The organism is Streptomyces daliensis, assembly GCF_054782395.1.
In genome coordinates this window covers 147226-160923 of sequence record NZ_BAAGSO010000030.1, presented here as the reverse complement: position 1 = coordinate 160923, position 13698 = coordinate 147226, and the positions used below count along the sequence as shown (strand labels likewise).

At 73.7% G+C, this 13698-nt stretch carries 12 protein-coding genes; 1 reads left to right on the top strand and 11 read right to left on the bottom strand.

Annotation, left to right across the window (positions count from 1 at the left end; all coding sequences use genetic code 11):
* Positions 1 to 60 precede the first annotated feature (60 nt).
* Positions 61 to 1917, top strand: a complete 1857-nt coding sequence (locus tag ACYVOO_RS07760; RefSeq protein WP_461014882.1) for a serine/threonine-protein kinase — start codon at positions 61 to 63, stop codon at positions 1915 to 1917.
* Positions 1918 to 1945: 28 nt separating this feature from the next.
* Here the strand turns inward: ACYVOO_RS07760 and ACYVOO_RS07755 are convergent, their stop codons facing one another.
* From ACYVOO_RS07755 to ACYVOO_RS07705, 11 genes are all read right to left on the bottom strand, one after another.
* Complete coding sequence (locus ACYVOO_RS07755) at positions 1946 to 2728, bottom strand: maleate cis-trans isomerase family protein (RefSeq protein WP_461014881.1); 783 nt, start codon at positions 2726 to 2728, stop codon at positions 1946 to 1948.
* A 148-nt stretch (positions 2729 to 2876) separates the two neighbouring features.
* Positions 2877 to 3368 (bottom strand): MarR family winged helix-turn-helix transcriptional regulator, encoded by a 492-nt coding sequence (locus tag ACYVOO_RS07750; protein WP_453348600.1) that lies wholly within the window; start codon positions 3366 to 3368, stop codon positions 2877 to 2879.
* 61 nt (positions 3369 to 3429) lie between these two features.
* Positions 3430 to 4329, bottom strand: coding sequence for an alpha/beta fold hydrolase (locus ACYVOO_RS07745; RefSeq protein WP_461014880.1), 900 nt, complete (start codon positions 4327 to 4329; stop codon positions 3430 to 3432).
* Between the two features lie 64 nt (positions 4330 to 4393).
* Positions 4394 to 5065, bottom strand: a complete 672-nt coding sequence (locus ACYVOO_RS07740) for an isochorismatase family protein (RefSeq protein ID WP_461014879.1) — start codon at positions 5063 to 5065, stop codon at positions 4394 to 4396.
* A 14-nt stretch (positions 5066 to 5079) separates the two neighbouring features.
* Positions 5080 to 5757: an SRPBCC family protein gene (locus ACYVOO_RS07735; RefSeq protein ID WP_461014878.1), complete on the bottom strand. Its 678-nt coding sequence runs from the start codon at positions 5755 to 5757 to the stop codon at positions 5080 to 5082.
* Entirely contained in the window at positions 5748 to 6308 is a 561-nt protein-coding gene (locus ACYVOO_RS07730; protein WP_461014877.1) for a (2Fe-2S)-binding protein, read from the bottom strand. The genes ACYVOO_RS07735 and ACYVOO_RS07730 overlap by 10 nt, the downstream gene beginning before the upstream one ends.
* Positions 6305 to 8698, bottom strand: a complete 2394-nt coding sequence (locus ACYVOO_RS07725; RefSeq protein ID WP_461014876.1) for a xanthine dehydrogenase family protein molybdopterin-binding subunit — start codon at positions 8696 to 8698, stop codon at positions 6305 to 6307. Before ACYVOO_RS07725 ends, ACYVOO_RS07730 begins: the two co-directional genes overlap by 4 nt.
* A complete protein-coding gene (locus tag ACYVOO_RS07720) occupies positions 8695 to 9609 on the bottom strand; it encodes an FAD binding domain-containing protein (RefSeq protein ID WP_461014875.1) in 915 nt (304 codons plus the stop codon). Before ACYVOO_RS07720 ends, ACYVOO_RS07725 begins: the two co-directional genes overlap by 4 nt.
* Before the next feature lie 31 nt (positions 9610 to 9640).
* Positions 9641 to 11092, bottom strand: coding sequence for an MFS transporter (locus tag ACYVOO_RS07715; RefSeq protein WP_461014874.1), 1452 nt, complete (start codon positions 11090 to 11092; stop codon positions 9641 to 9643).
* A gap of 78 nt (positions 11093 to 11170) precedes the next feature.
* Entirely contained in the window at positions 11171 to 12439 is a 1269-nt protein-coding gene (locus tag ACYVOO_RS07710; RefSeq protein ID WP_461014873.1) for an FAD-dependent monooxygenase, read from the bottom strand.
* A gap of 89 nt (positions 12440 to 12528) precedes the next feature.
* Positions 12529 to 13560 (bottom strand): hypothetical protein, encoded by a 1032-nt coding sequence (locus tag ACYVOO_RS07705; RefSeq protein WP_461014872.1) that lies wholly within the window; start codon positions 13558 to 13560, stop codon positions 12529 to 12531.
* Between the last annotated feature and the right edge of the window lie 138 nt (positions 13561 to 13698).

The following is a 13698-nucleotide window of genomic DNA, read 5'->3' as shown; positions in this document are numbered from 1 at the left end:
CTCTGCCCCGTAGGCTGTCGTCCCTCACGACGCGACACGACGCGACAAGGGGACGGCGCGGTGCGGACAACGGGGGAGCGGGGCCCGGACGAGGGCGGCGGCGGAGGCGGGAGCGGCAGGCTGCTGGCGGGGCGCTATCGCGTGACCGGGCGGCTCGGGCGGGGCGGCATGGGAGTCGTCTGGCGCGCCATGGACGAGGTGCTGGGGCGCGAGGTCGCGCTGAAGGAACTGCGCACCTACACCGACGCGGGCGGCCCCGAACTGGACGATCTGCGCACGCGGATGCGGCGCGAGGCACGTGCGGCGGCGCGGGTGCGGCACCCCGGCGTCATCGCCGTGCACGACATCGCGCAGCACGAGGGCCGCCCCGTCATCGTGATGGAACTGGTCGAGGGCCCGTCCCTCGACGACGTCCTGCGCGGACGCGGGCCCCTGGGCCCCGTCGAGGCCGCGCGCATCGGCGCCAGTGTGCTGGACGCGCTCGCCGCAGCGCACCGGGTGGGGGTGCTGCACCGGGACGTCAAGCCGGGCAACATCCTGCTGGAGGGCGGCAGTACGACGCGGGCGGCCGAGGGCGAGGGCGAGGGGGAGGCGGGCGCTGACGGCGCCGGGGGCCGCGTCGTCCTCACCGACTTCGGGATCGCGGCCGTCGAGGACCCCGGAGACGGCTCGGCCACCCGCCTCACGGGCAGCGGCGAACTCGTCGGCTCGCTCGACTACCTCGCCCCCGAGCGGGCGCGCGGCGAGGACCCGGGCCCTGCCTCGGACGTGTGGGCGCTGGGCGCGACGCTGTACGCGGCCGTCGAGGGCGCCTCGCCCTTCCGCCGCACCTCCACGTGGTCCACGCTCAACGCCATCGTCGTCGATCCGCTGCCCGAGCCGCGCCGTGCGGGTCCGCTGGGGCCCGCGCTGGCCGAGCTGATGGAGAAGGACCCGGCGCGCAGGGCCGACGCCGAGCGGGCCGCGGCGCTGCTGTCCGCCGTCGCCTCGGGCCGACCGCTCCCCACCTCGCCGGACACGCTCCGCCTGGGCCGCCGCGCCCCTGACCCGGCGCCGTCCGGGGAGGGCGCGGGTGTGGGCGCGGGCGTGGGTTCGCCGCCCGATCAGCCTGCCGCGACGGGCGCCGGTGCTCCGCAGGGACCGGCCGCACACGTCGGCGCGTCGCCCCCGGGTCCGGTCCGTGACGGCGCGGCGAGCGGCGGGCGTCGGCGCAGGATCGTCGTCGCGGCAGCCGTGGCCGCCGTCGTGCTGGCGGGCGCGGGCGTCACATACGCCGTCGTCGGCCACGGCGCCGGGAGCGGTGACCATGCCTCGGCGACGGGCGGCAAGGGAGAGGCCGCCGCCGAAGGCGGCACGCGGGGCGAGGCGGGCGGCGGCTCGACGCCCTCGCCCGACGGTTCGGCGAAGGACGAGGCGGACAAGGACGGCGGCGCGGGCGGCGCAGCCGACGGTGAGGGCGACGCCGAGAAGGGGAAGGACGACGGCGGGTCGACGGACTCCGGTTCCGGTTCCGGCGCGGACAAGGGCGACGGCGACTCGGAGAAGGGCGGGGACGAGGGCTCCGGCGGTGGCGACGGTGACGGCGCGAGCGGTGGCGGTGGCGGAGGCGGAGGCGGCGGGGACACCGACCCCGCGCCCGTCTGCCACGATCTGGGCGGCGGCAAGTACAACTGCGAGGTGTGGAAGGACGCCACCTCGTACGACAGCGCCCACACACCCGTAGGCACCCTCAAGTCAGGGGTGAACTACTTCTACTGCCAGACCAAGCTCTCCCACCGCGAGACCTACGGGAAGTGGACCAACGTCTGGTGGGCGAAGACCGACGACGACAGCGGGAACGCGGGGGTCTTCGTCAGCGCCGTCTATCTCAAGGGCGGTGACAACGACAAGCCGCTCCCCGGGCTGCCCACCTGCTGACGGGACGGCCCGGGGCCCAGGCCCTCCGTCAGGACGTGGCGGCCTGACGCACGGCAGCCGGAACGCGCCCGCTCAGCAGGCTTCCGGCCCCCGGCACGACGGTCTCCAGGCCCAGTTCGGAGAGGACGCGGTGCGCGGTCGCCGTCGCAGCGGAGAGCACGGGCAGGCCGCAGGCGTCCTCCACGTGCTGGATCGACGGGAGCGAGGGCATCTGCACGCAGGCCGAGAGCACGAGCGCGTCTGCGCCCGAGAGGTCGAGCCGCCGCCAGTGCCTGCGCAGGTCGTCGGGGTCGAGCGCGGCCACCGCCAGATTGTCGGCGACCTCCAGGCTCAGCGCGTCCACGACCTCGGTGCCCGCGTCCTGGAGATAGTCGACGACGGTGGCGGTGAGCGGCTTCATGTACGGGGCGATCAGCGCCACCCGCCGGGCGCCCAGCGCCTCGATCGCGCTCAGCAGCGCCCCCGCGCTGGAGACCACGGGCGCCTCGCAGCCCCCGGAGCGCAGCCCTTCGGCGATCTCGCGTTCCGCCGTGCGGTGGTGGCCCTTGCCCTGGGCCATGATCGCGACGAGGCACGCCGAGGCCACCACGTCGGGCCGCGCGTCGGCGAGTTCGAGCGAGGCGCGCGCGGTCTGCGCGTTCATGCCGCGCAGTTCCTCGGGCGTGACGTGCCGCATCCGCGTCCTGCTGCTGTGGAACAGGAAGCGGTCCTCGGGCATCGCCTCCTCGCGGGCGCGGAACATGCGCGGCAGCTCCGTCTCCATCGTCAGGTTGGAACTGGGCACGATCATGCCGATGTGGTGGTCCGTCACGGTGCGCTCCTCCAGGGGTCTGTCGCGGGGTTGTCGCGGGGATTGCCACATGGGCAATCCGGACACGTACTAATGGGCGGTGAAGAGCCTCGGACGCGAATCCTTCCGTGGCCCCTCGGCCCGTGAACCCCCGCGAGGGCCGGGGGAGTTACGCGCTCTCGACCAGCGCTTCCCAGTGGTCGGCCAGCGCCGTCAGCTCGCGCAGCACCTCCGCGCGCCGCGCCTGCTCGTAGGGCTCCAGCAGGCGTTCGTCGAGCTGCCGCGCGCGGCCGTTCGCCTCGCGGAGGGTCCGTTCGCCCTCCTCGGTGAGATAGAGCAGCTTTCTGCGGCCGTCGTCGACCGCCGTGCGCCGCGCGAGCAGTCCGCGCTTCTCCAGCCGCCTGGCGACGTCCGCCATGGTCGAGGTGTCCAGGGCCACGGCGGAGGCCATGGAACTCTGGTCCCTGCCGGGGGCCGCGTCCACGGCGGTGAGCACCGCGAACTGCGGTCCTGTCAGCGTCGAATCGACCGTACGCACCCACGCGGCCAGATACGCCTGGTACAGGCGCCGTACCTGGTAGCCGGGCGCGGCCAGCAGGGCCGCCGGTGGCGCGGGGGGAGAGGCGGGGTCCGCCGCCGGTGGTGAGGTGTTGTCAGCCATGCGCCCCACTTAAGCACGGCACATGGGCGGCTCGCTCCGCGCATGGCTCGACGTGCACGCGTCAATCGAGCAGTCCGCGCAGCGCGTCCCGCAGCGCCCCCAGAGCGGCCTCGGGGCTGTCCCAGAACACCATGTGCCCGGCGCCGGGGACCGCGGTGAGGCGCGCCGACGGAAGCGTACGCGCGGCCTCGGCCGCGCCCTCCGCCGTGACCACGGGGCTGTCGGCCCCGTGGAGCAGCACGGTGGGCACCGGCACGGAGGGCCACCAGTCGAAGAAGTCCTCCGTCTCGAAGCCCTGGTGGGTGCGCGCGACGGCCTCGTCGCCGCAGCTCGCCAGCCAGCGTGCGCGCAGCTCCTGTTCCGCGCGCGGCCACCGCGGCCACGACCTGGCCACCTCGTCCGCGTCGGTGCCCCGCCTGGCCTCGGCGAGCTGCGCCTGGAAGGCCGCCAGCGAGGTCGGGTACGGGCCGCGTCCTGGGCCGCTCATGGGCGGGTCGACGAGGACGGCGCCCCGGAGGGGCTGCTTGGCCCGTACGGCCGTGGCCGCGGCGATACGGGCCCCCATCGAGTGGCCCAGCAGCAGCGGGCGCGGCAGGTCCAGCTCCGCGATGACGGCCTCGGTGTCCGCCGCGTACGCCTCCAGGGTGTAGGCGTTGCCGGTGCCGCTGCTGTCGTCGCTGCCGTTGCCGTTGCCGTTGCCGCCGTCGCCCTCGCCGTCGTCGGAGAAGCCGCGGCCCCGCACGTCCAGGACCAGGGGGCGTACCAGGTCCGTGAGTTCGCGGGCGACGAAGTCCATGGTGACGGCGGGGCTGGTGATGCCGGGCAGCACGACGAGGGGTACCCCGGTACCGCCGTAGTCGAGGACGTGCAGGCGCAGCGGGCCCGAGCGGACCCAGCGGCTGAGGGCCGGTACGTCGGCGAGATCGGCCGCCGCTGCGGGGGTGAGGGAACGCGAGGACACCTGGGATCTCCTGTCGGGGTTCGGGGTTCGGGGTTCGGGGGTGGGGGAGTGGGGGCGAGCGCGGTCAGCGCGGCCCTGTGAGGTAGGCGAGGGCGTCGGAGAGGGCGATCACGTCCCCGTACTTGGCGTCGATGTCGAACAGCGCGGCCTCGTGCGGCCCTTGGGCGCGGTCGCCCACGCACTCGCGCGGCACCAGCACGGGGAAGCCGTACTGCACCGCGTCCACCGCTGTCGCCCGGACACAGCCGCTGGTCGTGGCGCCGCACACCACCGCCGTATCGGCTCCGAGCCCGACCAGCAGCGAGGCGAGCGGTGTGCCGAAGAACGCGGAGGCGCCCTTCTTCACCACCAGCGGGTCCTCCGGCCGACGGGGCAGCCTGGGGTCCAGCTCGACGGCCTCGCCGCCCTCCACCAGCGCCCGCATGCCGGGGGCCTTCTCCAGCCAGGTGACCGAGCGGCCCCCGGCCTCGGCGGCGGAGTAGGCGATGGCCGTCCAGATCACCGGGACGCCCGTGGCGCGGCCCGCCTCGGCCAGTCGCGCCGTCGCCTCCACGATCTCGGTCAGGTCGGCGCCGGAGGGAAAGGCGTCCTCCGTGAACCCGCGCGTGAGATCGACGACCACGAGCGCGGGCCTGGCGCCCCTGCGCACCCGCGCGCCGAACCCGGCGCGCGCGTACGTGCGGTCCGTCGTGCTCCCGTAGCGCCCGCCGTCTCCCGCGCGACTGCCCCCGCTCACAGCGCGCTCCCCGCTCATCGCGTCCTCCGCGCGACGCCGCACCCGTGCTGCCTCTCGTGCGCCAGCACCCGCCCCAGGAGCCAGCCCTCGAAGAGGCCGAAGGCGAAGGCACCGACGACGGGCCCGTACCGGGACAGGGCCGGGCCCGCCAGCACCGCGAGCCCGTTCAGCGCCTCGGGCTCCCCGGCCTTGCCCGGGGCGGAGGCGTCCTTCGACGGGGGCTGCGCGGCGCCTGAGCCGTCGGGCACGGGCTGGTCGAGCAGGCTGCCGAGGTTGCGCGCGAACTGCTGGAGTATCCGGTCCGAGACCGCGGCGACCGCGCCCTTGCCGAACTGCGCGATCTTGCCCCGGATCACCAGATCGGTGTCCAGGCGCAGTTCGGCGCCGTCCGGGGCCCGCACCACCTCCAGCCGGACCTCGGCCTCCGCGTCACCGTTGCCGTGCGCGTCGGCGCCGCGCGCCTGGACGCGCAGGGTGCGGCTCGCCGCGTCCGTCTCCAGGAAGCGCACCGTTCCGGCGTACGCGGCCGTGACGGGGCCGACCTTGACCTTCACCCTGCCCCGCCAGGCGTCCCCCTCGCGGCCTTCGAGGGCGGCGCCCGGCATGCAGGAGACCACCCGCTCCACGTCGTTGACGAGCGCGAACACCTCGTCGGGCGCCGCCTTCACCGGCACCGTGTTGGTCAGTCGCATGCGGTCTCCTCATCTCGTGCGGGACCCTGCGCGCACGTCGCCGCACAACTGCGGCGCCGCGTCGCGCAGTCCTCGATCGCGTCGACGATCGTCTGGTAGCCGGTGCACCGGCACAGGTTCGAGGCGACCACGTCGCGGATCTCCTCCCTGGTCGCCTCCGGGCGCTCGGCAAGGAACCCCTCGGCCAGCATCAGGAACCCCGGTGTGCAGAAGCCGCACTGGAGCCCGTGGTGCGCGCTGAACGCCTGCTGGAGATCGCTGAGGGTCCGCCCGTCCGGGCCCTCGGCCAGCGACTCGACGGTGCGGATCTCGGCGTCCTCCGCCTGCGCGGCGAACATCAGGCAAGCCCGCGCGGGCGCCCCGTCGACCAGCACCGTGCAGGCGCCGCAGATGCCGTGCTCGCAGCCCACATGGGTGCCCGTCAGACCCAGGTCGTGGCGCAGCGCGTCCACGAGGGTGCGGCGCGGCTCGGTCAGCAGCTCGTACCGCTCGCCGTTCACGCGCAGGCCGATCAACTGCTGCCCTGGCGGCAGATGGGTGGTGTCCGTCATGAGGCGTGCTCCAGTGCGCTCGCGACCGTCTCGGGCCTGATGGGGGTGTCGTCCAGCTCGACGCCCGTGGGGCGCAGGGCGTCGTTGACGGCGTTGAGCACCGCGGCGGGGGCGCCGATGGTGCCGCCCTCGCCTGTGCCCTTCGCGCCGGTGCCGGTGAAGGCGCAGGGCGTCTCCAGGTGGTGGACGGTGATGTCGGGGATCTCGTGCGCGGTGGGGACCTTGTAGTCCATGAAGCCGGTGGCGGAGGGCTCGCCCTGCTCGTCGTAGGTGATCCGCTCGAACAGCGCGCCCGCGATGCCCTGCGCGATCCCGCCCCTGCACTGCCCCTCGACGACCTGCGGGTTGATGGCCACCCCGCAGTCCTCGACGCAGACGTAGCGCAGGATCTCCACCTGCCCCGTGCCCTCGTGCAGCTCCACGACCACGCCGTGCGCTGCGTTGGAGAAGGTGCCGTCGTTGAGGACGTCGAACGTGGCCGTCGCGGACAGGCCGGGCTCGATGGCAGGGGGCAGCAGGTGGGCCCGCAGATACGCGAGGTCCGCGATCTCCTCGTAGGACAGGGTGGCGCCGTCCTCGCGGCGCCGCACGGCCCCGCGCCCCAGCTCCACCTTCTCCGGCGCGGTGTCCCAGTGCGCCGCCGCGATCAGCCGCAGCTTCTCGCCGAGCTTGCCCGCCGCGAGCCGCACCGCGCTGCCGCCGATCGCGATCGAGCGGCTGGCGAACGTGCCCCAGCCGTACGCCACCCGGTCCGTGTCGCCCTGGTGCACCCGCACCTTGGCGAGGTCGAGGCCCAGCGCGTCGGCCGCGATCTGCGCCATCGTCGTCTCGTGGCTCTGGCCGTGGCTCATGGTGCCTGTCGTCACCGTCAGCGCGCCGCTGGTGTCCATCCGGGCCTCGGCGATGTCGAAGCCGGGGACGACCTCCATTTTGCGCTGCGCGAAGGCCGCCGAGCCGTAGCCCGTGCGCTCGTTGAAGCAGGAGTAGCCGATGCCCAGGTGCCGCCCCTCGTCCGCCGCCGCGTCGCGCCGCGCGTACCAGCCCTCGTCGCGCAGCACCCGCTCGCACAGGTCCAGGGACTCGCGGTACGAACCGGGGTCGTACGTGATGTTGTTGACGCCCGTGTACGGGAACTCCGTGATCAGGTTGCGCCGCCGCACCTCCACCGCGTCCATGCCCAGCTCGCGTGCCGCGCGCTCGAAGAGCCGCTCCATCACCATCACGTACTGCGGGCGGCTCACCCCCCGGTACGGCGCCGTGGGCGCCTTGTTGGTGGTGACGGCGCGGGCCCGCACCCGGTAGGCGGGCACCTTGTAGACCCCGGGCATCTCGGCCGAGGCCATCAGAGGCTCGATGCCCGCGGTGAACGGATAGCAGGAGTACGCGCCCATGTCGCACACCACAGCCGCGTCGAGACCCAGGACGCGCCCGTCCCCGTCGAAGGCGGCGCGCACGTCGTAGTGCTGCTCCCTGGCGAGGAACGAGGCGGTGAGCGCGTCCTTGCGGTCCTCCGTCCACTTCACCGTCCTGCCGAGGCGCAGCGCCGCCGCGCCCACCGCGATCTCCTCGCGGCCCACCACGCACTTGAGCCCGAAGCCGCCGCCCATGTCGGGGACCACGACACGCACCGCGCGCTCGTCCAGGCCCAGACAGCGCGCCGCGACGGTGCGCACCTGGTGCGGCACCTGGCTCGACATCCGCAGCAGCAGTTGCTCCTCGCGGTCGTCCCACCCGGCGACGACGCCCCGCGTCTCCAGCGGAAGCGCGTTCTGGCGCCCCGTCCTGGTCTCGACGCGTACGACGTGTTCCGCGCCCGCGAAGATCTCGTCGATGCCCTCGGTGGCGAACATCGAGACGTCCAGCAGGGTGTTGGCCCCGGCCCCGTCGTGCACGAGGGGCGCGCCGGGCGCGAGGGCCTGGGCCTCGGAGGTGACCGGGGTGCGCGTCTCGTAGGTGACGCGGGCGGCCTCCAGGCCGTCCTCGGCCGCGTACGGGTCGCGGGCCACGACGACGGCGAGGGGCTCGCCCACGTAGCGGACCCGGTCCCCGGCCAGCACGGGCATGTCCGTGGGGACGAACTCCGAGAGCGGACGCCCGAGCCGCGCGGTGATGTCGCCCAGCGCCAGGCCAGCCGCCGTGAACGCGGCCACCACGCCCGGCACCTCGCGCACGGCCGACAGATCGAGCGCGGTGACCGTGCCGGAGGCGACGGTGCTGCGGACGAACTGCGCGTGCAGCATGCCGGGGAGCTGGATGTCGTCGGTGAACCGCCCGCGCCCGGTCAGCAGCCGTGGGTCCTCGCGCCTGCCGACGGAGGCGCCGACCCAGGGCTCGGTGCGCGCGGCGTCGGGCGCGGGGTCCGGTGCGGGGATCGAGTGTGACGGGGTCATCGGGATACGGCCTCCTCGCAGGCGCGGGCCACCAGGGTGCGGGTGAGGGTGCGCCGGTAGTCCGCGCTGCCGTCCGCGTCCGAGGGCGGGTCGACGGAGTCGGCTGCGGCACGGGCGCAGGCCGCGAAGAGCCGCGCGCCGGCGCTGCCACCCTCGGCCAGCACCTCCTCGGCTGCCGGGACCCGCACCGGGCGCGGGGCGACGCCGCCGAGCACGACCCGGCCGCCGCGCACCGTGCGGCCGTCCGGGGCCAGGTCCAGATCGACGCCCGCGGCCACCGTCGCGAAGTCGCCTTGCCGCTGCGCGAACTCGGTCAGCGCGGCGTGCGGCGCGGGACGCGGGAAGACGACGGCGGTCAGCATCTCGTCGGGGTCGAGCGCCGTGGCGTAGTAGCCGTGGAAGAAGTCCCCCGCGGCGACCCGGCGTGCGCCCCGTGGGCCCCGCACCTCCAGCCGCGCGCCGAGGAGCACGGCGAGCAGGCACCACTCGGCGGTGGCGTCGGCGTGCGCGAGGCTGCCGCCCACGGTGCCCCTGGTGCGGATCGGCAGATGGCCGACCCAGCGCATGGCGTCGCGGAGCACCGCGAAGCCGGGACCGAGCAGCGCGTCCGGTGCGGTCTCCACGGCGTGGTGCGTGGTGAGCGCCCCGATGCGCAGGGCGTTTCCCTCGTCCGGATGCGCCTCAGGGGACGTCTCCGAGTGCGTCTCCGGGTGCACACCGGTGAGCGCGGGATCGCCCCGCAGGGCTCCGACGTCGACGAGGTGCGCCGGCCTGGCCAGCCTGTAGTTCATCATCGCGACCAGGCTCTGGCCGCCCGCGATGAGCTTGGCGTCGTCGCCGAGTTCGGCGAGGAGGCGGGTCGCGCCCTCGACGTCGCGTGCGCGGTGGTACGTGAACGCGGCGGGCTTCATGGGTCCTCCTTCCGTGGGGGAGCGGTGGGGCTCAGCCGCGCATGGGCGCGCCGTCGGCGGGCCGTTCGTCGCGGTCGCCGTGCCCGTCCGCCCCGGGCGGCCCGTCCCGCTCAGCGCGCTCGTCCAGTTCGTCCAGCTCGCGCCCCTTCGTCTCCGGCGCGGCGACGGCCATCCACAGCACCGCCGCCACCACCACGACACCCAGCACCGTGAACGTGAGCGGCAGCCCCAGCAGCGGCCACATCAGCGAACCGAACAGCATCGGCGCGAACCCCGTGCTGACCCGGCTCACCGAGGAGGCCCAGCCGAAGCCGCTGGCGCGCAGCCGCGTCGGGTACAGCTCCGAGACGTAGGCGTAGAGCACCGGGATCGTGAGCTGGATCAGGAAGCCGAAGGCGGCGATCCCGATCAGCGCCGCCGTCCGCACCTCAAGCACCAGCGCGAACCCCACCAGCGCGGCCGTCGCCACGGGCGCGGAGATCCCGATGAGCCGCTTGCGGCCCACCACGTCGACCAGCCAGGTGGAGGCGGCGACTCCGGCGATGCCTACTGCGCTCATCAGCGTCGTACCGGTGAAGGAGGCGGTGTCGCCGTAGCCCTGCTCCTTGAGGATCGAGGGCATCCAGGTCAGCGCCGCGTAGTAGACGAGCATCACGGTGACGAACAGCAGCCAGGCGACGGAGGTGATGCGGGGGCTGAAGCTCCACAGCCCCTTGAACTGCGCCACGCCCGCGCGCAGCCCCCGCACCACGCCGCCCGCCCGGTCCTCGGAGCCCGGCGGGGGCGCGGGTACGGCGTACGGCTGCGGTGTCGCGCCCGTACGGGCCACGAGGTCGTCGATGACCGCGCGGGCCTCGGCCTCCCTGCCCGCCTTCGTCAGATAGACCGGCGACTCAGGAACCCCGCGCCGCACCCAGAACAGCAGCAGCGCCGGGAGCACCATCGTCGCCAGCATCCAGCGCCAGTTGCCCTCCCACGGCACCATCAGGGTGGCGACGAGCCCGCACAGCGTGACGCCGACGGGCCACCACAGGTCCAGCGCGGTGAGGACCCGGCCGCGGTACTTCTTCGGCGAGAACTCGCTGACCAGCGCGTAGTCCACGGGGATGCAGCCGCCCAGGCCCACTCCCGCCAGGAAGCGCAGGACGAGGAAGGTGGCGTAGTCGGGGGAGGCGGTCCCGAGCACGGAGAACAGCGCGAAGATCAGCAGCGTCGCGCTGAACGCCTTCTTGCGGCCGATACGGTCGGCGATGGCACCCCAGACGACGGCGCCGACGGCCATCCCGACGAGGTTCGACGTGGCGACCAGCCCCCGTTCGCCGAGGGTGAGGCCGAACTCCTTGCCCAGCAGGGGCATGAGAAAGCCGTTGAGCGCGATGTCCCACGCGTCGAAGAGGTAGCCGAGGCCACCGATGAGGAAGATCCTGCCCTGTACTCCCCATTTCCAGGGGAGTTCCTGCACGATCTGATCGCCTGTCTTCACCCTGGCTCCAGGTGTTCGGGGTGTGCCGCTCACAGTGCGCTGTTCACGGGCGGGTGCTGGTCAGCGAGGGAACTGGTATCAGTGGGGGAACTGGTAGGAGAACGCCGTGCGGTCCGGGTCGTTCAGCGGTGTCCCCCGCCACAGCCACTCGTAGGAGAGGTCCGACTCCCCGGTGAAGTTCCGCAGCTTCGCGTCCCGTTCGCGCTGCTCGGGGCCGTCGGGGTAGTGGTAGAAGGTCTTGTTCCGCAGCGAAGCGTCCTGGACCATCCCCGCGTGCTTCGCGCGCCGGTCGACGTAGCGACGCAGCGCGCCCTCGGCACCGGAACGGGTGACGGCGCCCAGCTCCTCCGCCAGCACCGCCGCGTCCTCCATGGCCTGCGAGGCGCCCTGCGCCTGGTAGGGGAGCATGGCGTGGCAGGCGTCGCCCAGCAGCGCGACCCGGCCGTCCATCCACACCGGGTCGCGGCGCCGGTAGTGGAGCGCGAAGCAGGTCACGTCGTCCTTGGCCTTGGAGAGCATCGCCGGTACGCGGTCGTCCCAGCCGGGGTAGGCGGCGGCCAGCTCGCCCGGCGAAGCGGGCGCCGTCCACTTCTCGGCGACCTCGTCGCTGCACGGTACGCAGGCCACGACGTTGAGGTATTCGCCGCCCCTGATCATGTAGTGCACCAAGTGCCGGTCGGGGCCGTACCAGATGGTGCTCTGGAAGCGGTCGACGAGCCAGCGCGTCGCCGGGTCGGCCGCGATCAGGTCGCCGGGGATCAGGGCGCGGTAGGCCATCTCGCCGGAGAAGACGAGGGTGTCCTCGCCGCCGATGAGATCGCGGACCCGGGAGCGGATGCCGTCGGCCCCGACGAGCACGTCCGACGCGTAGCGGGTGCCGTCGTCGGTGACCGCGACGGGCCGCTCCGGGTCCGAGGTGTCCAGCTCGGCCACCCTGCTGCTGGTGTGCAGGGCGACGGCGGGCCCAGGGCCCTCGGGGTCGGTGCAGGCGTCCATGATGACGCGGTGCAGGTCGGCGCGGTGGTAGTGCCAGTACGGGGCGTCGTAGGTGTCCTTGCAGAACGCGCCCAGCGGCGTCAGGCCGACGACGCTGCCGTCCTTCCAGCGCCGCCGCACCTGGTCCTGCGGCTCGGTGTGGATGGCCTCCAGTTGCTCGCGCAGACCGAGGCCGAGCAGGACGCGGCTCGCGTTCGGGGCCGTCTGGATGCCCGCGCCGACCTCGCCGAGCTGCGGTGCCTGCTCCAGCACGGTGACGCGGATGCCGCGGTGCCGCAGCGCGAGGGCCGCGGTGAGCCCGCCGAGCCCGCCCCCGACGACGGTGACTTCGAACGACTGACTGGACGCCAAGGCTGTTCTCCTCCAAGGGATCGGACGGGCAGGGGCACGGGTCGGCGAGCGGTCGCCGCCGTCGGCCGCCTTCGGTCAGCGAGCAGCGGTCAGCGGTCGGCGAGCACTCCGGCCGACACGACCCGCGTGCCGTCCACATCGACCGTGCAGCCGCGCATCGCGATGTCGAGGTGCGCGTACGACTCCCGGCCGAGCACGGGGTGCGGCCCCGTGGACCAGAGGAAGTTGCCCGCGAAGGCGCGCGCGTCCATGCCCATCAGGTCGCCCTTGCCGTACATCGCGGTGGCGAACCAGTCGGCCGTGCGCATCAGCCCCCAGCCCATGTGGGAGAGGCTGCGCGCCCACTGGTCGTCCGCGTCCTCGAAGAACGTCTCCAGCAGCCGCGCCTCCGCGCCTCCGGAGACCTTCTCGATGCGGCCCGCCGCGATCTGGAGCGTCACGGGTTCGCGCACGTACTCCTTGAACGGGAGCAGGATGTCGCCCTCGGCCAGCACGAGCTGCCCGTCGGAGATCTCCGGCCAGCACAGCACCATCGTGCTCGGCCAGTGGTCCCAGCGGCCCGGATCGTCGGCGAACCCGACCTGGAACTCCGGCTTCGAGCCCGCCAGTTGGACCGTCAGCTCGGTGCCGGCCTCCGAGGTGACGTGCATGACCGAGGACTTCGCGAGCAGCTCGGTCTCCCGGTGCACCAGGGCCTTGTCGCTCTCCTTGGGCAGGTTGCGGATCAGCACGTCGGGCGCGTCGCAGACGAAGATGATGCGGGTCCCGGCGCGCAGGATCTCCTGCTGTACGGGGGCGTGGATGAAGCCCTCCCTGGTGAGGTCCACGACCAGGTCGGCGGACTTCAGCAGGTCCTGCGCTGCCGTGTCGTCCAGGACCGAGGTCAGCCCGGGGCCCGCTCCCGTGTGGGTGCTGGGCATGGGCGCGGGGCTGCCGCCCGGCACGGTCGCGGCGATGACGTGGGCGCCCAGCGACTTGGCGGCGCCGAACGCGGCGGCCACGTAGTCCCCGCGGCTGCCGGGCTCGGAGAGGACGACGACATGCTCGTCCTCCCTGACCTTGCACAGTTCCAGTTCGCGGGTGAAGGCGTCGAGCAGATCGACGGACGAGAGGTCGAACACGGGTCCCTCCAGGATCTTCGGGCTGCGGACTTCGGGCTGCGGTCTTCGTCTTCGCGGGGCACGGCACGGGGAAGCGGCGGTCACGGCACGCCGGAGGGCACGGCAAGCGCCCCGGTGCCCGGTGCCCGGCGGGCGGGG